This window comes from Paenibacillus sp. FSL M7-0896, assembly GCF_037975415.1.
GTDB classification, from domain to species: Bacteria; Bacillota; Bacilli; order Paenibacillales; family Paenibacillaceae; genus Paenibacillus_AQ; species Paenibacillus_AQ silagei.
On the sequence record NZ_CP150250.1, the window covers coordinates 4,226,228 to 4,246,536 of the forward strand.

The 20,309-nt window shown below is 48.2% G+C and carries 23 protein-coding genes; 8 read left to right on the plus strand and 15 right to left on the minus strand.

Features of this window, described 5'->3' with window-relative positions; genetic code table 11:
- Window positions 1–201: 201 nt before the first annotated feature.
- Both MKY12_RS18205 and MKY12_RS18210 read left to right on the plus strand, forming a co-directional pair.
- Window positions 202–954, plus strand: coding sequence for a response regulator transcription factor (locus MKY12_RS18205; RefSeq protein WP_339310229.1), 753 nt, complete (start codon window positions 202–204; stop codon window positions 952–954).
- A gap of 2 nt (window positions 955–956) precedes the next feature.
- Window positions 957–1,655, plus strand: coding sequence for an ATP-binding protein (locus MKY12_RS18210; protein ID WP_339310231.1), 699 nt, complete (start codon window positions 957–959; stop codon window positions 1,653–1,655).
- Window positions 1,656–2,122: 467 nt separating this feature from the next.
- Here the strand turns inward: MKY12_RS18210 and MKY12_RS18215 are convergent, their stop codons facing one another.
- Window positions 2,123–3,286, minus strand: a complete 1,164-nt coding sequence (locus tag MKY12_RS18215) for an MFS transporter (protein WP_339310233.1) — start codon at window positions 3,284–3,286, stop codon at window positions 2,123–2,125.
- A 130-nt stretch (window positions 3,287–3,416) separates the two neighbouring features.
- Here MKY12_RS18215 and MKY12_RS18220 point away from each other — a divergent pair, with 130 nt between their 5' ends.
- Together MKY12_RS18220 and MKY12_RS18225 are read left to right on the plus strand one after the other, a co-directional pair.
- Entirely contained in the window at window positions 3,417–4,313 is an 897-nt protein-coding gene (locus MKY12_RS18220; RefSeq protein WP_339310235.1) for a LysR family transcriptional regulator, read from the plus strand.
- Window positions 4,303–4,443: a hypothetical protein gene (locus MKY12_RS18225; protein WP_339310237.1), complete on the plus strand. Its 141-nt coding sequence runs from the start codon at window positions 4,303–4,305 to the stop codon at window positions 4,441–4,443. Before MKY12_RS18220 ends, MKY12_RS18225 begins: the two co-directional genes overlap by 11 nt.
- Before the next feature lie 122 nt (window positions 4,444–4,565).
- Here MKY12_RS18225 and MKY12_RS18230 read toward each other — a convergent pair whose 3' ends face one another.
- The 10 genes from MKY12_RS18230 to MKY12_RS18275 all read right to left on the minus strand — a co-directional run bounded on the left by MKY12_RS18230 (window position 4,566) and on the right by MKY12_RS18275 (window position 12,551).
- On the minus strand, window positions 4,566–5,417 hold the full coding sequence (locus MKY12_RS18230; RefSeq protein WP_173132956.1) for a MurR/RpiR family transcriptional regulator: 852 nt from the start codon (window positions 5,415–5,417) through the stop codon (window positions 4,566–4,568).
- A gap of 61 nt (window positions 5,418–5,478) precedes the next feature.
- On the minus strand, window positions 5,479–6,540 hold the full coding sequence (locus MKY12_RS18235) for a MupG family TIM beta-alpha barrel fold protein (RefSeq protein ID WP_339310239.1): 1,062 nt from the start codon (window positions 6,538–6,540) through the stop codon (window positions 5,479–5,481).
- A gap of 18 nt (window positions 6,541–6,558) precedes the next feature.
- Complete coding sequence (locus MKY12_RS18240; protein ID WP_036733397.1) at window positions 6,559–7,977, minus strand: PTS transporter subunit EIIC; 1,419 nt, start codon at window positions 7,975–7,977, stop codon at window positions 6,559–6,561.
- Window positions 7,978–8,003: 26 nt separating this feature from the next.
- On the minus strand, window positions 8,004–8,891 hold the full coding sequence (murQ, locus tag MKY12_RS18245; RefSeq protein WP_339310241.1) for an N-acetylmuramic acid 6-phosphate etherase: 888 nt from the start codon (window positions 8,889–8,891) through the stop codon (window positions 8,004–8,006).
- 453 nt (window positions 8,892–9,344) lie between these two features.
- On the minus strand, window positions 9,345–9,698 hold the full coding sequence (locus tag MKY12_RS18250; protein WP_339249162.1) for a hypothetical protein: 354 nt from the start codon (window positions 9,696–9,698) through the stop codon (window positions 9,345–9,347).
- 112 nt (window positions 9,699–9,810) lie between these two features.
- Window positions 9,811–10,137, minus strand: coding sequence for a tyrosine-type recombinase/integrase (locus MKY12_RS18255; RefSeq protein WP_339249163.1), 327 nt, complete (start codon window positions 10,135–10,137; stop codon window positions 9,811–9,813).
- A 341-nt stretch (window positions 10,138–10,478) separates the two neighbouring features.
- A complete protein-coding gene (locus tag MKY12_RS18260; RefSeq protein WP_339310243.1) occupies window positions 10,479–10,787 on the minus strand; it encodes a hypothetical protein in 309 nt (102 codons plus the stop codon).
- A gap of 148 nt (window positions 10,788–10,935) precedes the next feature.
- Window positions 10,936–11,259, minus strand: a complete 324-nt coding sequence (locus MKY12_RS18265) for a hypothetical protein (protein WP_339249165.1) — start codon at window positions 11,257–11,259, stop codon at window positions 10,936–10,938.
- An 85-nt stretch (window positions 11,260–11,344) separates the two neighbouring features.
- Window positions 11,345–11,833 carry an NUDIX domain-containing protein gene (locus tag MKY12_RS18270; RefSeq protein ID WP_209869598.1) on the minus strand — a complete coding sequence of 163 codons (489 nt, stop codon included), beginning with the start codon at window positions 11,831–11,833 and terminating at the stop codon, window positions 11,345–11,347.
- Between the two features lie 241 nt (window positions 11,834–12,074).
- Complete coding sequence (locus MKY12_RS18275; protein WP_339310244.1) at window positions 12,075–12,551, minus strand: copper amine oxidase N-terminal domain-containing protein; 477 nt, start codon at window positions 12,549–12,551, stop codon at window positions 12,075–12,077.
- A 146-nt stretch (window positions 12,552–12,697) separates the two neighbouring features.
- Between MKY12_RS18275 and MKY12_RS18280 the strand changes: the two genes are divergently transcribed.
- Entirely contained in the window at window positions 12,698–13,669 is a 972-nt protein-coding gene (locus tag MKY12_RS18280; protein ID WP_339249167.1) for a YafY family protein, read from the plus strand.
- A gap of 21 nt (window positions 13,670–13,690) precedes the next feature.
- Here the strand turns inward: MKY12_RS18280 and MKY12_RS18285 are convergent, their stop codons facing one another.
- The 3 genes from MKY12_RS18285 to MKY12_RS18295 form a co-directional block, all read right to left on the minus strand.
- Entirely contained in the window at window positions 13,691–14,011 is a 321-nt protein-coding gene (locus MKY12_RS18285) for a hypothetical protein (RefSeq protein WP_339310245.1), read from the minus strand.
- Window positions 14,012–14,261: 250 nt separating this feature from the next.
- Window positions 14,262–15,179: a hypothetical protein gene (locus MKY12_RS18290; RefSeq protein WP_339249169.1), complete on the minus strand. Its 918-nt coding sequence runs from the start codon at window positions 15,177–15,179 to the stop codon at window positions 14,262–14,264.
- Window positions 15,180–15,412: 233 nt separating this feature from the next.
- On the minus strand, window positions 15,413–16,270 hold the full coding sequence (locus MKY12_RS18295; RefSeq protein ID WP_339249171.1) for a hypothetical protein: 858 nt from the start codon (window positions 16,268–16,270) through the stop codon (window positions 15,413–15,415).
- 97 nt (window positions 16,271–16,367) lie between these two features.
- Between MKY12_RS18295 and MKY12_RS18300 the strand changes: the two genes are divergently transcribed.
- Window positions 16,368–16,898, plus strand: coding sequence for a GNAT family N-acetyltransferase (locus MKY12_RS18300; RefSeq protein WP_339249172.1), 531 nt, complete (start codon window positions 16,368–16,370; stop codon window positions 16,896–16,898).
- 4 nt (window positions 16,899–16,902) lie between these two features.
- Here the strand turns inward: MKY12_RS18300 and MKY12_RS18305 are convergent, their stop codons facing one another.
- Entirely contained in the window at window positions 16,903–18,492 is a 1,590-nt protein-coding gene (locus MKY12_RS18305) for a helix-turn-helix domain-containing protein (protein ID WP_339249174.1), read from the minus strand.
- A gap of 132 nt (window positions 18,493–18,624) precedes the next feature.
- On the opposite strand from MKY12_RS18305, the gene MKY12_RS18310 reads away from it, so the two are divergent.
- Together MKY12_RS18310 and MKY12_RS18315 are read left to right on the plus strand one after the other, a co-directional pair.
- Window positions 18,625–19,410 (plus strand): acetoacetate decarboxylase family protein, encoded by a 786-nt coding sequence (locus MKY12_RS18310; RefSeq protein ID WP_083685789.1) that lies wholly within the window; start codon window positions 18,625–18,627, stop codon window positions 19,408–19,410.
- 13 nt (window positions 19,411–19,423) lie between these two features.
- Complete coding sequence (locus MKY12_RS18315) at window positions 19,424–20,188, plus strand: glucose 1-dehydrogenase (protein ID WP_339249175.1); 765 nt, start codon at window positions 19,424–19,426, stop codon at window positions 20,186–20,188.
- Window positions 20,189–20,309: the final 121 nt, after the last annotated feature.

The window sequence follows — 20,309 nt, forward strand, 5'->3', positions numbered from 1 at the left end:
ATATCACGACATAACGTGATTTGTTTCACATTTTAATCTATCATTGATCTCTTGCATCTCTTCTGAATTCAATATAACGCATTCTTTCACTTTATGGAACATTATGTATGTTAATGGTATAATAAGGCATGCAAACGCATTCCCTGATCCAATTTATTGCCAATCTATGAGGAATGAAGCCACTTAAAAGGAGAGATAGAATTGTTTCATGTAGGCGTGTGCGATGATGATGCCAAGGTTCTAGACAAGGTGAAGCAATACTTCAAGCTGCTGTCGCTGTCGACCAACTATTCATTTGATGTCCACTGCTTCTCTTCCGGCGAACAGCTGCTGCAGCATTACAAGGCCATGCAGGGAGAATACACCTATCACCTGTTGATTCTGGATGTCGAAATGGCCGGAATCAGCGGAATTGAGACCGCCCAGGCGATCCGCTCTTTGCCCGACCGCGATGTGCAAATTATCTTCCTGAGCAGCTATCCTGAATACATGATGGACAGCTTTGACGTTCAGACCTTCCAATACCTGCTCAAGCCGGTCCCTTATGAATTATTCCAGGACAAAATACTTAAGCTGTGCAGCTATATTCATTCCAGCCCGAACCGCTTCTTCACCATTAAGGTAGAGGATGATCAGGTGGTGCTGCGGCGGCCCGATATTATTGCTATTGTCAAAATCAAGCATTCCCTCGCCCAAAACAAGCTGAAGCTCATTACTGTCTCCCGGGAATACCTCATCAATGGCACCTTGCAGAGCTATTCGGACAAGCTTGGCAATCCGTTCCTGCTGATTCACCGTTCCATTATTGTCAATCTGGAGCATGTCCGCAGATTCAACGCGAACTCCGTAATCATGTCCAGTGATGAAGAATATCCGATTGGACGTTCCCAGTCGAAGGCCTTCAAGGATGTCTATGCGGGGTATGTGCTGGAAGAAATTCAAGGGAGAGGATAACGATGGTCTTATGGTTCAGGAGGAGGAATGAGGCTGCCCGGCTGGCGGAGTTGAATGGCCGTCTGCACAGACAGCTTGAAGCCCAGGAGCTCAGCTATCAGGACACCTTACATTCCTTCATGGACATCAAGCGAATCATTCATGATATCAACAAGCAACTGGTATACATACGCGCCTGTATTGAAGCAGGTCATGCGGCAGAAGGCGCAGATCATATTAACGGGATTTTGCAACAGATTGAGGCCTCCTGCAACACTATCACTACCGGCAACCTGGCGGTGGATGCCTTGGTCAGCCATGCGATTAACGTCGCCTCTGACCTGAATATTGCCATGCAGCATAAGGTACAGCTCTCCGGTGCACCTGTTGACATAGAACGCTACGATCTGTGTATAGTACTTGGCAACCTTCTGGATAATGCCATAGATGCTGCGAGACAGGTCCGGCCGGCACAGAACAGATCCATTCAGCTTCATATCCATTCGAACAACAATGCCCTCGTTATCTATATTGGCAACTCCATTGCCGCTCCCGCCAGCACAGCAGCGCCATGCCGCCGGGCCCATCCAGAACTTCACGGAATCGGCTTAAGTAATATTCAGAAGGTTACGGGCAAATACGGCGGGCATCTGAGGACCACAGTCAAACCCGGGAAGTACGAGACGGTTGTTGTTCTGCCTTATGCGAAGACCGGAAGCTAAACAACAAAATCACCCTAACGGGTGATGATGTACAAACTTATGCGGCCCGTGCAGCCTTTAAGGTAACCTGCCCCTCCTCCGTTCGCCTGCGTTTAGCTGCACCCAGCGTGATGGGGGGTACTAATGCCCCTCATTTGCTCATTTGGCCCGCGTTCAGCGAATTCGGGGGCACTAATGCCCCCCATTTGCCCATTTGGCCCGCGTTCAGCGAATTCGGGGGCACTAATGCCCCCCATTTGCCCATTTGGCCGGAATTCAGTGAATTCGGGGGCACTAATGCACCTCCTTATTCCCCTTCAGCAGAACACTTATCCCCAACTTTTTACTCCCTTATCCACTATAGATCAAAATCATAATTGCCTATACAACAAAATTGCGGGGACTCCAGAACATATCCATTCTATTTTAAATAATACCTTGCCGGTGCGTATGGACCTAGAATTCCGAGGGGATGCCGCATGGGCAACCTAACCGTTCCTTAGGGCGTTGCCCTCGCGGGAGCTTCTGCCTATCATCAGTTGTACCGCGATCATAAGTACAGTGACCACAGCCATGCCGATCAGCGCGGGCTGGAATGAACCCGAGGCATCGTAGATACGGCCAACCGCGAGCGGTCCCAAAGCTCCGAGAAAATACCCGCCCCCCTGATTAAGCGACGACCAGGAGCTGGCCTCTTCCGCCCGCTCCGTCATTAAGAGCGGCAGCATTAGAGCCAGCGGGAATAATCCGCCAGCGCCAATGCCGAGCAGCACTGCGCTCAGCAGAGGTGAGGCTGAGCCCAGAAGGAGCAGCAGTCCGCTTAGCTCGAACAGACTGCACAGCACAAGCCATAACGTGCGCCGCTGGAATCTGGCAACAAGGATCGGCACAAGGATGCTTACCGGAATCTGTATCAAGGTGAACAGTGTGAGCAGATTGCCCGCTTCATGCTTGCTATACCCCATGGATGCTGCCATCGGGGCCAGCCAGGCAGTCAGCGAATAGAAGATGCTCGCCATAAGACCGAAGAACACAGTCAGCAGCCAGGCTCTGCCGTTGGTCACGGGCAGCCGAGCATGTGCAGCCTGCTCCTTCAGCGGCATGGACCGTGCCGCAATCCTCCACCAGACAGGGAGTGCGGCAAGCGACAAGACTGCCCATACCGCCAGGGACAGCTGCCAGGAATTGTCCAGCCAGGTATAGACCGGAACAGCCAGCCCGGCAGCCAGTGAAGCACCCACCACCATTGAGGCGGAATACACACTGACCATAGCCGAGCGGCCGGGAAAATGACGCTTAATGAAGCCGGACAGCAGCGGTCCGGCAATTCCGATCCCTACGCCTGCTGCCAGCGCCGTCAGAATGAGACCGGCGGATGAAGACAGGAACCCGCGTGCGGCTGTCGCCGCCCCGATCAGCACCATAGCTCCAAAGATCGTGCGCTCCAGACCGAAGCGCCGGCTGATGCTCACGGCAAGGGGTGCAAATATCCCCATACACAGGACAGGCAGTGTTGTCATCAGACTGGCCTGCAGGCTGTTCATCCCCAGATCACTCTGAATGTTACCCAGCAGCGGTGAGACCGAAGTGATTACCGGACGCATATTTAATGAGGCTGCCAGCAAGGCAACGAATAATAGTAAGAAAGGCATTTCCATCACTCCATATCAGTATTTTGTATTTAGCCTGAGTATACGGCGATGTCATATATTGATCAATACTATTGTTTGTATTATTATAATAGTAATTGACTATGATCTTATCCTGAAAGAAGTGAATTTCATGGAAACCCGCCACCTGCACTATTTCATGGCCGTCTGCGAAGAACTGCATTTCACACGCGCCGCTGAGGGACTGGGTATCAGCCAACCGACACTAAGCCAGCAGATTAAAGTACTGGAAGGTGAAATAGGCATGCCCCTGTTCGACCGGATCGGCAAAAAAATCGCTCTTACCGAAGCGGGGGCCCTCCTAAAGGACTACGCAGCCCGGATGATTCAGAATGAGCAGAATGCCAAGGCAGCGATTAATGAGCTGCGCTCCGACAACCGCGGCATGATCCGGATTGGGGTGCTGCCCTCTGACCTGGACTACCGCCTAACTCCGATGCTGGTTAAATTTCATTCCGATTTTCCGAATATCCGACTCCAGGTCTTCGCTTCAACGCTTATTCAGCAGGAGGTGCTGGAGAACAAGCTGGACATCGGCATCTGTCTTCCGGGTCCGCGTGATTCCATGCTGACTCAAGTGGACTTGGGCTGGGAGCCTTATCATCTGATTGTCCGTGAGGATCATCCTTATGCCGCCATGAGCCACATTGAGCTGTCATCACTTCAGCAGATCCAGCTTGTAATGTACCCGCGCACCTACATCGGCAGAGAGCTGGTGGAGAATACCTGCCGGGAGGCAGGCTTCGGGCTGGAACCGATCATGGAGACCGGATCAGCCACCTCGCTGCTTCAGTTGGTCAAGGCCGGGATTGGCGGCACCATACAACCGCGCGGACTGCTTGAGGGCATGGAGAACAGCGGACTTTGCTCCATTCCGATCCTGAATACTGCCCCCTGCCGCAACCTCAGACTGATCTACCGGGCCGACCGCTACATCAGCCATGCCACTCATACCTTCATCAGCAGCCTGCGCCGGTTCCTGATCGACAATCTCCGGCTTGAGGAATGAGCAATATCATTTCCTGAAGGGTGCCGATACATCACACTGGGAGGTGCTGAAGATGAATGAGCCGGGACTGGAGAAGGCGATGGATACCTTGCAATATCTGTCAGGATTCAGAGGCCAGACGATTGTATGAATTTTTTGAGAAAGTAAAGAATCTGGGAGCATCCTATGGGCGGGTGCCCCAAAATAAAGAGCTGTCCCAAGCAGCCATTGCATGGCCTTTAGGACAGCCCCTTTTTATGCAGAGGTTCAACATTAATCATTCAAAACTTCAATCATCTGCCTTGTCTTCGCCAGCTGCTCCACAGTTAAATCATGCTGGGCAGAAGCATATACGCTAAAGACAATATCAAGCACAAATAATTGGGCGAATCTTGAGCTGGTTGCTGCACTGCGAAGTGTGGCTTCCGGGGCACGTGATGTAAATAAAGAAACATCCGCCAGCTGGGAAAGCTTGTTATTTCCAGGTCGGGTAAGGCTGATTGTTTTGATCCCATGCTCCTTGGCCCGTTTGGTTAATTGAATGACCTCGCCCGTTTCCCCGCTATACGAAATCCCCCAGAAGACAGCATTCTCTGATTTCGTAGCCATAGCTGCCGCCAATAAATGACGGTCAGAAATAGCATATACATTTTTGCCGAGCCGCAGCCATTTCTGTGCCGCATCCTCTGCAATAATGAAAGATGCCCCTATCCCATACACATAAATAACCTCTGCCTGCTGTAACAGGCTCACGGCCTGCTCAATCGAATGTGCGTCCAGTTGACTGGCCGTATTCTGAAAGGTCAATATGGTATTGGACAACATTTTATCAATGATAGAATGCACCGTCTCATTGGATTCAACATCAAAGTAGCCGACATAACTCGTGTTCTCTACTTCAGCGGATAAGCGGATTTTGAGCGCGGGGAAGCCCTCGATGCCCAGCGACCGGCAAAAACGGACAACCGCCGCACTGCTCGCCTCCGCTTTAGCCGCTAACTCATGTATGCTCATATGCATCACTTCTTTAGCATTGGCAAGAATGTACTCCGCTACTTTTTTTTCGGATTCCGGCAGTTCATTTAAGACCAGTTCAATTTGAGAAATCATACTCCCTGCTGCCAAGTTCTAAACTCCTCTCCTCAGTCTATTCTCCTTATTGTAACAAAACAGAAGGGAGTAATCATTAAGTAGCAGCCGTGAAGCTAAACCGCCTTCCGCCTTGTCTGACGTAGTCCAATAGAGGAAGGTCCTCTTCTATCACATGACCAATCACATTAACCGCTTCATGTGCCGGCAGATCTCTTAGTGTGATCTGTAGCTCATGTTCATAACGGCCATATAAATAATTATCTACGGTAATCGTTCCTCTGGGCCGCTCGTTCGTATGCATAGGCGCAATACTTGGGCTTATTCCATAACGTTCCTGATCTGTCCGTGCACTCTCAGAGCGAATCACATCACGGGCAGCGTCCAAGCGGTTCCGGTGGACCTTCTCCCATAAGGCATAAGGTAATTCTCGGGTTACCCGCAAAGGAATAACCCCTTCCTCATACCGCTGAAATTGAATCTGAGACCCTTCTGAGAGGGTTAAATCGCCAACGAAAATTTTGTCCACGGCACAATCTTGCTCTAATTCCAGGTAGGCCAGAAAAGAAGATTGATTCCGGTGCTTCTCTAAGGTAGGCAGACTTTGAAATAACGGTTTTCTCTTCAGCCCGTCTCCCGGAATAAAGGCCATCGTCGTAATCCCTTCGGCTTGCAGACACCTGTTCTTCGCTATGAACGATTCTTTATCCAGACCTGTCTCCGGGCGGGGGTAATAATTATGCCAGGCTTCAATGTTCTCAAGACAAATATGATGCTCTTTTAAGTCAGCCAAGAACTCTGGGGTTAAGGTGCTGGCATTTAAGGCAATTTTCAGTTGTTGTGAGTAGGCTGCAATTTCATCGGCGCTAAATCCAAAATCCATCCGCAAACCTGTAACACCAGCCTCCAACAGGAAGGGTAACGAAAAGTTCTCCAATGCCTTACCGGAAATATCCGCCATCAGTTCCATTCCTAACCGCCGGGCAGCCTTTGCGATCTCCAGCAGCTTCTCCTTCAATGCTCCGAACTCATCCTCCGGCATATGAAGAGAGGTGAATATTTCGGTACAGCCTGCAGCCTTCATGTGTTCCATATACTTCACGTTGTCTTCTAACGTGCGGTCCGCCACAAAAATTGAAATTCCGAGCACTGGAATCACCTCATATCTCAGAGTCGCTTAATCCTGTTCTGCCATAGCCTCTTTGGGTGTACCGAATAGATAAGTGGCAATGAATCCGCCAGCGTATGCTGCAATTAAGCCTATGACGTATTTCAGCCATAATCCATTCGCAATCAAGGGAATTAACGCAACTCCGGAAGGACCAATAGCAATGGCTCCAACGTTGCCGAATAATCCAATGACCGCACCACCAATCCCGCCGCCAATACAAGCTGTAACAAACGGACGGCCCAGTGGTAAAGTAACCCCGTAAATCAATGGCTCGCCGATTCCCAGAATACCGACCGGAAGAGCGCCTTTAATCATGTTCGTCAATGATTTATTCTTCTTGCAGCGAATCCATAAGGCGATGGAAGCCCCAACCTGACCTGCCCCGGCCATAGCCAGCATCGGAAGCAACAGCGTCATCCCTGAATCATTGATCATCTCAATGTGAATCGGCGTCAATACCTGATGCAGCCCTAACATAACCAGCGGCAGGAACGCTGTTCCTAATACAAAGCCTGAGAATGCTCCGCCCACTTCTAACGTCCAGTTAATCGCTCCGATTAGATTACTGGAGATGAATCCGGCGAACGGCATGATGAAAAAGATTGTAATCAGTCCTACGGCCAGCAAGGCAATTGTAGGGGTAACGATAATATCAACCGCATCAGGAATCACTTTACGCAAATATCTCTCCACGATGGACAGAATCCATACGGCGATGAGAACCCCGATCACCCCGCCTTGACCCGGTGTCAGAGGTGTACCCGTAAATATATTAGTAATGGTCAGGTCCGCTGTAACCCCTGTTAACAGTGTTACCCCGCCGATTACTCCCCCGAGAGCAGGCGTAGCTCCGAATTCTTTGGCAGCGTTAATACCGACATAAATCACCAGGTAACTGAAAATCGCATTTTTGATAACATTTAAGATCGTCACATATTGCTGCCAGGTTGCTGTGTCTAAATTACCCGCTGTCATATTGTTCGTCAGAATGGAGCCAATACCGGCAATTAATCCGGCTCCCACGAATGCAGGGATAAGCGGGATGAATATATTTCCGATCTTCCGCAAAAAGTTTTTGAACGGCGTATCATTCTTCTTTTTTAGCTGCGCTTTCATTTGTGCGCCTTTGGCCTGTAATTGTTCAGCCGAAGTTGACGGATCGCCCTCAGGACTGCTTGCTTCCAACACTTTACCGAATTCTTCAGCGACCTTGGTTACAATTCCCGGTCCGAGAATGACTTGATAGGTTTCATCATCCACTACTCCCAGAACCCCGTCGATTTGCTTCAAGTCCGCTTCAGCGATCCGGCTGCGGTCCACAACGGTTACACGAAGACGAGTCATGCAATGGGTGTACTCGGATACATTTGCACGGCCGCCGATGGCCCCTAATATGTTGACCGCTAAATCATGATATTTACTCATGTTGTAGCCCCCTTCTTCTTATCGTATTATTGAATCGCCTGACGGACGAAGCCTTGTGATTCTTCCAGCCGCTGCACAGCTTCTTCCTTAGTTAGCCCCGCAAGGATCATCACAATGGCAATCTTCGGCTTCTGATCCGCCTGCTTCAGAACACGCTCTGCCGTTTCAGCGTCACACTCTGTCGCATCCATCACAATCCGTTTGGCACGTTCTACAAGCTTTTCATTGGTCAGCTGTACATCCACCATTAAATTTCCATATACTTTGCCCGTACGAATCATCGAAGCGGTGGAAAGCATATTGCAGATTAATTTCTGCGAACTCCCCGCCTTCAAACGTGTTGACCCGGTTAACACTTCCGGTCCGTTTACGACTTCAATCGCAATCCCGGCAATTCTGCCAATCGCTGAATCTTTGTTGCAGCTCACAGCTACAGTGGGTGTTCCAATAGAATTCGCATATTCTAATCCGCCGATCACATAGGGTGTGCGTCCGCTAGCGGCAATGCCGACGACAACATCTTTGGCTGTCAGCTTAATATCCTGTAGATCCTGCACCCCTAATTGTTCATTGTCCTCCGCACCTTCGACGGCTTTGATAAACGCTCTCTCCCCCCCGGCAATTAGCCCGATGACCTCCTCAGGTGCTGTTCCAAAGGTTGGCGGACATTCAACAGCATCCAGCAGGCCGATACGTCCGCTTGTTCCAGCCCCCATATAAATTAAGCGTCCACCTTGTCTGATCGCCATTGTAATCACTTCCACAGCTTCGGCAATCTGCGGAATGACTTGTTTCACAGCTTGTGCGACCTTGTGATCTTCTTCATTCATCACTTCCAGAAGCTCAAGCGGTGTTAACTCATCCAGGTTCATGGTCTTCTTATTGCGGGTCTCCGTTGTCAAATGCTCTAACATGATTTCCATCATCCTTTTCCGTTTATGAAATCGCTCTCTAAATGCAGAATACCATTACTGAAATATTATTTCAACATAATTATTATTTTATTAAAATTAAATATCAATGAGAAATTGAACACATACAAAAACAAACCCCTGCGATGCACACAGGAGCTTGTTCATGTATCCTTCTTCTCCTTCTTCCTACCGGTGAACTCAAACCGCAGTTCTGATTCCCCCTCACTACTCCCTGCGAATGTAAGGCCATCGGATTTAAATCTCTTCATATCCAACGGATTTCAATGCGGTTCTTGAATAGAAGAATCGTTAGCTTTTGAAAAATAAGTTTTAGAGTGATCCATTAATAAAAGCAGCGGCAGTCTAAGACTTGATAAATAAAGTCTTGGACTACCGCTGTGTTCGTTCAACTAACGTTTCCCGTTCGTTCAATAAACAGTTCATCAAAAATTATCACTTCACTCGTTCGGAAATATTTTTACTTATTTCTTCAGGATTTTCAACACCAATGATCAACTTTGATATTTTGAACTTACCAACTTTAAAGCTATTCAAATCTAAATGAAGAGTTTCAAGCTCATTTTCAAAAAAGTGCAGTTGATAACCACCGTTTGATCTAAATAACCCATTTCTCATTTCTCCTAATAAAGCACCATATAGTTTAAAAGCATTTGGTATCGGTCTACCTGTTGTTATTCCTGTGATTGAAGAGTATGGAATTTGCAACCCTTTATCTAATTTTAAAAAGGGTGAGTTTCCAAAGTCGATATTTACGTAGGTTTCCATTAGTTGAATTTTACGTTCCATATTTTGATTCCCCCAATCAAATAGTCCATTTATTTTATAACCCATAATTACATTTAATACCACAACACCTCATAAAGGTCTTAACTGCTCTTTAGTTGAATGGCGACGGATTCTAAAGCTGATCCGTCGCGTATATTTGAGTGGTCGATGCCTTCTCATGACCGAGCAATCCTTGAATGAAGTCTAAGGGAGCACCATTATCAAGGAGTTGGCATGCATATGTATGTCGAAAGCGATATCCCTTGCCATTTACGATTGCTGAGCAGTTCTCCCAGTTTAGATCTTCGATGTTGATCTTTTCTAACTTGGGTTCTCTCAATTTCAAAGAAGGATTTGAAATCAGATACGTCTCTTCATAAGCATAGCGGAAAAGAGAACGAACAAAACGAATTCGATGACCACGGCCGTTTGGCTTCAAACGAACTGCTTGCTTTGCCAAGTACTCCTTCAGTGTACTTAACGTTACCTCTGTGACATCGAGATTGCCTAGCGCCAGTACTGCATCTTGTGCTGAAAAGCGTATGCTTTTAATGTTTTTGGACTGAACCCTTGAATCTATTTGTCAGCCTCATACAAATTCCACAACTCATTTAAGTTCATAAGAAAACCTCCCTTTAGAAACTATTAAATCTAGTTTACTTCTAGAGAGAGGTTTTAATCTGCCTGCTCTATTAAACTAACGTTTCCCGTTAGCTCAAGCTACTATAATACTTCTTTGGATTAAACTTCACTCTAATTATAACTATATAAAGAGGCTCTATGCCATGGAGCAGTAAATACTTAATAAGTGTCGTAATTATCAAAAACACGAAGCAACTTATGGTTTAATTTCCCAAATTCAGCCATGAGATCTGAGGTGTTTTTAGAATATTGACTTTGTATATAGAACCTACTGCAGGTATAAAAAAGAGACCACACTATTTCTTTAGAAACCATTTCTTCTTTATGAATCGATTCCTTGTAGGCATCCAATGTTGTATGAAGATGTAGAATCAAGTCATAATCAATTAAAGCATTCCCATCCCCACCCCCGTTTCCCCTTAACTTCACAGAAAGGTCTATACATATTTTCTTTAGTTCCTTCTCCAAGTTAGATTTCACATAATACCTCCATTCTCAATTTTTTATATCCTCTTCCATTGACAGCAACTAACCTACCATTTAGTTAAAAAAGAACAGCTGATCACGTTTACTGACCGGCTGCCCTATCATGTCTGAGCTAAAGTTTTCCGGTAGCTCAACAATCCATCCATGTATTCCTCAACAGCCGAATGAATATTTCAGGCTTACTTGGGTCAAATACCTCTATCCCGTCGTCTTCTATAATCTGACTTTTAATCAAATCGTCAATGAGCCGATTGGTTACATCACGGTAGTCGTCCACTACATGTTCCTCTTCAATAAAATTAATTTGATCGCCTATATTACTCAAAAGATACCAGGTCGTCATGGCTGCTGTTACGGGGTTTCCGGTTAACTCCCTGGCTTTGCTCACTGGGAGGTGTGCAAAGCTTATTATTTCTCCTTTGCTTTTATTCACTAAAACGTATCCTTGTCCCATTCAGTATTTCTCCTCATTCTCTTAGTTCGCTAAACTAATGTTTCCCGTTAATGCAAAGATTTTTAAAATACAAGCCTTAGTATAACTAAACGCGCCTTTGAAGCTTGACATTACATTCTGACGTTGACGCAGTGAAGTACTCCATATAATTCACTGAGCCGTTAAAGTTCAAATAAGCTTCATAGCGCAAGCGGATTGCGGGTAAAGTAATCAAATCCAGAACATTTTCCTTTGGAACCCACCTACACTCGCTCGTTTCATCAGAAGTAGCTAACTCTCCACCCACAGCTTTGCAGACGAAATCAAACATGACCTTCGTAGGAACATCAGTCACACCGTCATGCCACTTATGGATCGCTGTATTCGAAACAATACTTACTAAATGGCTAACAGTGGCGTCTATTCCACTTTCCTCTTTGATTTCACGAATCACACCATTAATCAGGTTTTCTCCAACTTCAGTTATCCCACCAGGATACACCCAACCATCGTCATGGGCTTTTACTAATAGGACATTTCCATTTCCATCTTCTACAATTCCGCCTGCCGATACAATATGTGTCGGAAACTCCATTTCACGGCCTCCAAATACGGTAAAGTTGTATCTTTATTCTACTTTTTTCCTGTACTTTCCTTCTTGTGTGAATTTATTTACTTAAAGGTACTTACAAAGCGATTAAACTAACCTGCCCGTTAGCTTAATGAAGTATTGACAGTCTAATACTTTATTTTCTCAGTCTACAAATTTATTATCTTTTTACATTTTCATCCTATTCCTTCGATAACATAGTTATATTCTGGCGTTCCTACCAGCATCAGACAAAATTGGGACGGCTGATGAACGCTTCACGTTTATTGGCATTCCAGTCCATTGTGCCGCCAATGGCATCATTAACGAACCGCAAAGGTATGTATAGCTGCATATTCACTTGCTGGAAGGCAGCGGAATAGGTGATCTGCTTCCCGTTCACGGTGGCAATCCGGCTTCCGATCTTCATGCTGCCTGTCGTGAGCAGGTTGTTAATGGTGATCATCCTCGTATGTTCATCATAACTAATTGTAGCCCCGCTGACATATAGCTTGTCCAGTGAGAGCATCACGGTACCATTCATCAGTGTGGCTCCCCCTGCGGTGGTAGTGATCGGCGAGTTATTCAGATAGATATGAATCGCGGGTAATTGGGCGGATTGGGTGGAACCGGAAGCTGCGGCAGCCGGGGCCGGGGAATGAGCAACACCCGTGACCAGAACGCTAAGACCAATAATCTGCATGATTTTTTTAAAAGTGATCATAAAGTGCCCCCTCCTCTCTCAGAAAATACCATATTCCACATCATAGCATAAAGCGGATGGAACAGCAGAATATTACATGGTAGACTGAGAAAAAAATGCCCGCATTCATCAGTTGGATGAAAAGCGGACCTGGGAGAGAGATTCAAATGGCAAAATGGGATAATATGCTGACTATGCTATGGATGCTGCGGTCCGGCAAAAAACTCACTGCCGCACAGATTGCGGACAGTCTGGAGATCAGCGTCCGTACCGTGTACCGGTATATCGACGCGCTTGGCGCCAGCGGCGTCCCGGTGGTTGCGGAATCCGGGCATGACGGCGGAGTCCATATTCTGGAGAGCTTCAGTGAGACGCCCCTGTTCTTCAACACGCTAGAGCTGAAGGCACTGGTAGATGCTTATAAATTCGCGGTAGGCGCAGGTTATCCTTATGCGAAGGAGCTGGAGAGCGCCCTCAAGAAGGTGGAGAATGGATTGCAGGAAGAACAGCGCCATGACTTGTCGCTGCTAACCAGCGGCCTCGATGTCATTGCCCCGTCCCGTCCGCCGTCTGTCGTCCCTTTGCTGCGGGAGCTGGAGCTGGCTGTGAAGGACGGGCGGACCGTACACCTCACCTACCATAAGGTGAATTCTGCGCAGGCCGATGAACGTGATGCCGATCCGTATGGACTGGCTTATGACCGCAGCGAATGGTATGTCGTCGCGTTCTGCCACCAGTCGAGGGCAATGCGGACCTTCCGTGTTGACCGCATTGCCGCGCTTAAGCTGACGGATGCCTGCTTCGAGCGGCCGGAGCAGTTCTCGGTGTCTGACTATTTCCGCAGCCAAGCGGAAGAGGAGCGGCAAGAAGACGGCCCCCTTGCGGTTATCCGCATCGAAGGGGAGCCTGATACGCTGAACAAGCTGTGCAGCAATTGGCATCTGCGTCACTACTTGACGGAACGGAACGACCGGGAGGCGCGGTTCCTACTCGATGTTCCGTCCATGAACAAGTACCTGCCGAAGTATCTGTTAAGCTTCGGCACTTCCATCCGTATTCTGGAGCCGGTGGAACTGAAGCTTCTGGTTCAAGACAGAGCCCGTGAGATCAGCAGACATTACATGGACGATGCCGATTGAACTTCACTGACAAGCGGTTGCTTAGACCTTAAGCAATATAATAATCTCGGTAAGCAGCACCAGCCCGGCAGCCGATACCCCCAGCGAATTAATAATCGTCAGCGCATCCGGGTAGCTCTCTTTCCGGAACTGGGAGCACAGGGAGACCGTCCATAATACGCTGAAAAACAGTCCGGCAGACCCGCATCCATGCTCGTTCAGCACCTGTCTTCTTCGCCGAAAGAATCTGCCGAGTCCGGCAAAGGTGAATGCCATATAAATAATAAGCTCAGCCGATGATATGGCGATGACCTCGCCTGCCGAAAAAAGATGCATCAATGCGTACTGAATGCTAAAACCCATAATCACAAGCATGTTAAAGGAAACCTTGTTCACTCTCAAGACTTCTTCCCCCTTCTGCGTAAACATGTAACACAGGCATGGATAACGCTTACATTATAATTGTAATCGTTTTCCTTTTCTGTGATTAATGACGCTTCGGGCCTATAGGAAGATATGCTTTGCGGGTCTTTGCGCCCGGGTTCTGCACACCAAGAAACCGGGCTGCTTCGGCCACAGCCCGGTTTCTTCTACAAGATGTAAGTGGTCTTGACTACATAGCTTCCAGATAATCCATCACAGCCTGAGTCTTCTTATCGCCATTCTGCTCCACAAGCAGTAGGAAATCATCCAGCTGAGTCAGCAGCCTGCTGGCTTCAATCTGCTCAGGACCTGCCTCAGAAAGGGTATTCTCATACGCAATTGCCGCTTTTAGAAGGATGACCTGGGTCTTCTTGTCGAACAGCGGTGTGTTGGGGGCTCCGTTAAACACAATCTGCTTGGAAGCTTCAAAGGCTTCCTTCATGGCGGCAGTACGGTTAGAGGTCTTATACGTCTGCACAAAAGCTTCATACTGCACCGCCCGTTCCACGACCTGGTACCAGTCCACCTGTAAAGTTCTGTTGATCACAGTGGGTTGCTCCGACTCTGCCGCCATCAGGTCAATATATACCTGGAGATCTTTGCTGAGGTACGGTTTGAATACCTTAAAGCTCTTGTATTGAATGACCGGAACAAACCCGCCGCCGCCCCTCTCCAGCTTATAGTTCATGGCCATCAAGTCTTGCAGTACAATCCGTGACTCGGACCGCTTCACCTTGGAGCGTGCCAACGCCATGGACATGCCGGGGGTGTATATATTTTTGATATCCAATTGAATGACAGGCTCACTCATGCGTTTCGTAGCTGTAGGCAGATACGCCTTCAAGGCATTCTCCAGGTGCAGAACCGCCAGGTTAGCCTCAGACGGCGTCATCTGGCCGATCCGGTTAACCAGCGTAGCTTGGGCCAGGCCAAGGGACGAAGGCTTTTGCAACCTCTGTTCGAATAAAGCGAAAGCTGTTGTAGGCTTCACCGCCGCTGCCTCGATCTTCTGCGGGATAGCGCTAAGAACGGTAATTCCGGTGCTAGTCAATAACAGTGCGGAGGCAAGCGCGGCTGCCAGGTTTTTGGTTAATCTCTTCGGCTTCATAGGCACACCCCTTCAATGGTCATAGCATTCTATGTATTTTACCATACATTAACAGCCTACTTAATGCAAAAAGCCCTGCATCTCTGCAAGGCGCTTAATATAATGTAGAACACAGAATAAGTAAAATTGATCAGTAATCCACACCGTGACCAAATGGAGTGACCACCATACTACCGTTAATTAGAGTTGACCCTTTTAGCGGCTGATTATCTGCAAAAATCGTTGTTGTAACGCTAATCATTATTACCGCTGTGAATAGAAATGAGAGAAATGTCTTTTTCATCCATTAACACTCCTTCTAGAATATTTTTTAACTGCGTCTGGTACCGAATCACCTGTTCACTGCTAGCAAATTCTCTTAATGACTCAAAAAGAGCTACTAGTTTTTTGAACGCTGTGTTATCACAAAGTATAACACTTGATGCTAAAGCTTCCAGGTTCTTCTCAACAGCATCATAATATTCTTCTTGTTTTAATTTGTATAGTGAAAATAAGCACAAGTATTCCGTGAAATATCTTGCGGTTGTTGTATTTTCCGGGTTAGTCTCTATAGTATTCAACTCGTCAGCTAAATCTGTTAGAATCCACTCTATTGGTAAATTTTTTTTAATAGCACATTCAAAGATTGTGACCATTCCGGCAATTATTTCTCTCGGATACTGTTTTAAATACTGAACATACTCTTTCAGCACATCCTCTTTGCCTTCCATCAAGTCAATGGTGTATGTATTTCCTAGTGCAAATATACTAAAATCTTTTATAATAAACTTGTCTTTCACATCTACACCCTTGACCCATGAAAGATCTTTATATTTCAGGATGCAATCTCTTGATTCTGAATATCGTTTCAATTTCTGATAAGCTTCGCCCTTGCATAGCTGTGAAAATCCAAGGTAGTAGATTAAAGGCCTGTCGTGAGATGATTTACTGGAGGGTTGGTTCAGCTGATAATAATATAAAACACTAGACTCTTCGTAGAGCCTGTCGGCAATTAAAATCATATTGTGCCAATCTTCGTTGGAAAACGCTAGTTTCAACATATTAGTAAGCGAATCAATGTTATCTATGTTTTCTAATCTCAATTTATCCACCCCAAATCCTCCTTAAATGCCATTTAAATACAGCATATACCATATCTATACACTGGTCAATTACGATACGATTTTTTCATAAATAGGAGAGAACATAATGAATCTATCTGAACCCTTTAACACCAGCCGTCTACACTTCCGCTTACTGAATCAATTAGACACCGATGCCGTCTACAAGCAATTCTCAGACCCGGACATGTGCAAATACTTCAGTGAGCCGCCCTGCGATTATAATGAAGCCATTGAAATCATTGAACATTACGCCCAGACTGAAGGCAAAGGCCATCACCGCTATGGGATGTTTGACCGGGAGACCGGTTCCTTCATTGGCACCTGCGGATATCATTATTGGGATGCTGAGCGGAAGCAGGTAGAGATCGGTTATGACATCTGGAAGGACTATTGGGGGCAAGGTTATATGTCGGAGGCCCTGCCCGTACTTCTCGACACGTGCTTCACACAGCTTGATGTGGACTCTATCTATATCCTGACTCATCCGCATAACGCTGCTTCGATGGCAACTGTCCGAAAGTTTGGGTTTGAGGTGTGTGCGCCTTGCAGGGAAGTGGAGGAAGAGCCTCAGGTGTGTATGAAGCTAATGCGGGAGAACGCTGCTGCTGCCAAATAACAAATCAAGAGCAACAAGGGCTCCCTCCCCCATTGAGCTTTTCCAGATAATCTGTCATTTGATAGGACATATATAGCCTCAGGACCTGATCGATCTGGCGCAAATCAAGCTGAATCAGTTCGTCGATCTGGCGTAAACGGTACCGCAGGGTGTTGCGGTGGACGAATAGTTCGTCGGCGGTTTTTTGCAGCTGCTGGTTGTTCTTCAAATAGCAATAGAGGGTATGATACAAGTCGGCATGATGCTTCTCATCGAATACACGCAGGACCGTAAGCGCCGGATGGGTGACATCCCGGGAATCATGCTGCGCATGCGGGGACAACAGATCATACAGCTGCACATCAGCATACAAGATGCGCGGTTCCGCAGGCCAGACGATCCGCCCGATCTCCAGCGCCTTGAGCGCCTGCAGATAATATTTGCGGCAGTCTGTAAGGTCGGTGAATTCCCGGCTGATTCCCAGACGGATCTGATGGCTGACGAGAAATTCCCGCAAGCTTGGATCATACTCTCTTGACCTGGACGATGCAGTATCACCCTCACTGACCCCCACCATATACTCATGGTAAAAGATCAGCCGCTCCTCCCCGAAATGCAAGTGCAGCTGATCCCTTAAATAACCAGTCTGTTTGCCGGAAGCAGAGGCATCGTACCCCGCAAGCTCCAGCACCAGAATAGACAATCTGCCCTTAGGCAGATGCACTCCGCTCCGCAGGCTCTCCTGAATTAGTTGTGAACCGTTCTCCCCATTCTCCAGCAATTCATAGATTAGCTCTTCATATTCCGCCTGGCTTGAATTCCTGTAAAAGCTGTTCTTAGCCAGCTCCGCCGCCACCAGCCCGGCCGTAAAACCCGCCAGCTCATGATCCCTCCGCTCAATCGGGCGTGTGTCGCCCAGCACAATCACATTCCCGACAGGCTTGCTGCCGATCCTAATCTTGGCGACCAGCTTGGTCACCTGGCTTCCGCTGCATTCCACTTCATAAGCCTCCAGCGACTCTATGCCGGTCTGCACACTCTTCAGTTGGTGGACGGCAGCTATGAAATCATAGGAACAGTAGCCTTTGTGCAGATTATCGCTCCAGATGGGATCGGTAACCCCGCTACAATCCGAAGAAGCCAGAACCTTGAAGCTTACATCGATGATAATTACCGGATTGCCCATCAGCTCCGCCGCAGCACAGACGATTGCATCCAGTCCTTTGCCGGCGACACAGGCCTCAAGCATTCTGCCCTTGGCCTGCTCCCGTTCAAGCTCTTCCAGGAACAGCCCCCGGGTCCGATTATAGAGCTCGAATACATCTTCCTCTGCCCCAAATTCCATACGGTTCTGTCTGCTATACATCTGCGGATGCTGGCCTGAAGCTGGCTCCACAGTATCATTAATCAGCATCAGGCTGGCCTGCTCCAACCCTTCTGCGTGATCCGGTAATCCGGACCGGTAGCCTACATAGATAAATTCAGGGGCAAAATGCGTCAGGCTCTTCGTAATCAGCATCGTATCTGAATATGCTGTCGTTATTGCTTTGTTCCACTGGATATGTAGGGCTTGCTTACTAAATTGTCTGCTAATCTGTTCAAAGGTTACATTCATCGCTCTCCCCCCATGATTATTATAGTGCGCCGCGCACAAGATTCCCATTTATTTTTATATTTTCCATATATATAATCACTGGAATAGTCATGTTACATTATTCGTGACCCTATAACACAGGAGGAGATTCAGATGAGCAGCTTCGTAAAAGATGTGAATGAGATTACCAAAAGAATCAATACACCTACGACCTTCTATAATGCAGAGACACTAACCGTCTATTGGGAGACTTCGCCCGAAGTGATCCGCAGCATTCTGCCCGCCCCGCTTACGCCGGGTCCAAGACCGCTTGTGCACGCTTTTGTTGCTAACTATCCCCGAACCAGCTTCTGCGAGCCTTACCGTGAAGCCGCGGTCTTCGTCCTGGCAGCCTACAACGGGCAACCGGGCACCTACTGCCTGTCCATGCCGATCAGTGATGATATCGCTATGGGCCTGGGGCGTGAGATTTATGGCTTCCCGAAGAAGATGGCAGACATCAGTCTCCAGAAGGAGGATCACCATATAGCAGGCAGCGTATCCCGGCGGGGTACAGAATTCTTCCATGTAGAGGCTGCGCTGAGCGGGAAAATGAATGCCGCAGACGGTGAGAGTATCATCTCCGCACATTACGGTAACGGCCTGCCTGTCTTCAACATGAAGTATTCCAAGTCACCGGATGGCCGCGGATTCGATCTTGGACCGCTGCTGATCCGGCAGACAGCCTCGATGGATATCAGTGTGCGCACGGCGGCAGAAGTAGAGATTCACCTGCATGACTCTCCGCATGACCCTTGGGCCGAGCTGGAAGTCGTCCGTATGCTGGGCGGCATCTACACGGTCAGCAATACCGTCCTTGAACGCGGTGAGGTCCTGACGGCTGTAGATCCTGAACAGTTCCTTCCCTACTCCAACTTGCGCTGGGATTGGTGGAATTAATGGAGGTGCGCCGGTGAGAAATCCATTTGATTTGAGCGGAAAAGTGACGGTGGTGACGGGCGCAGCCGGGGGAATAGGGGGGGAATTGGCTCAAGCTCTGGCCGGGCAAGGGGCGGATGTTGCCCTGTTGGATGTAAGAGTGGACGAGCTGGAACCGGCGCGGCAACAGATTGAAGCCCAGGGCTGCCGGGCGCTTCCGCTCCAATGTGACGTAACCCGAGGCACGGAGATTGAAGCGGCGGTAGCAAGCATTCTGGAGCATTTCGGACGGATAGATATCCTGGTGAATAATGCCGGAGTTGCATCCACAGGCTCTGTCGAGGAACTGGCGGAAGCGGAATGGGACCGGGTGATGGATACCAATGTGAAGAGTATTTATCTCATGTCCAAAGCTGTGATCCCGGCCATGAAGGAGCGCAAGGCGGGCCGCATTATCAACCTTGCTTCCATCTGCGGTGTGAAGGGCAGCAAGCTAGCCGCCCTGCATGCCTATAATGCTTCCAAAGGCGCAGTCGTGAATCTGACCCGCGGCATGGGCGGGACCCTCGCTCCTTACGGAATCACGGTGAATGCGATCGGACCCAGCCTGTTCCCCAGTCGGATGACCCGCGCGCTCTACCAGGACCAATTTCTGGAGCAGTATAATACGCTATGCCCCATGGGCCGGCCCGGCAACCCCGATGAATTGAACGGCGCTGTCCTCTACTTCGCCTCGGATGCTTCCAGCTACACGACAGGCCAGACGCTATATGTGGACGGGGGCTGGACAGCCGTCTGAGCCAACCGTACCCCTGGTACGCTATCCCCTGCGTATCCGCCGCATTATCGCCGGAATTGAATAAGGAGTTGTCTTCAAAGCCATGAAATGGCTTTAAGACAACTCCAGCTTTTGCAGGAAG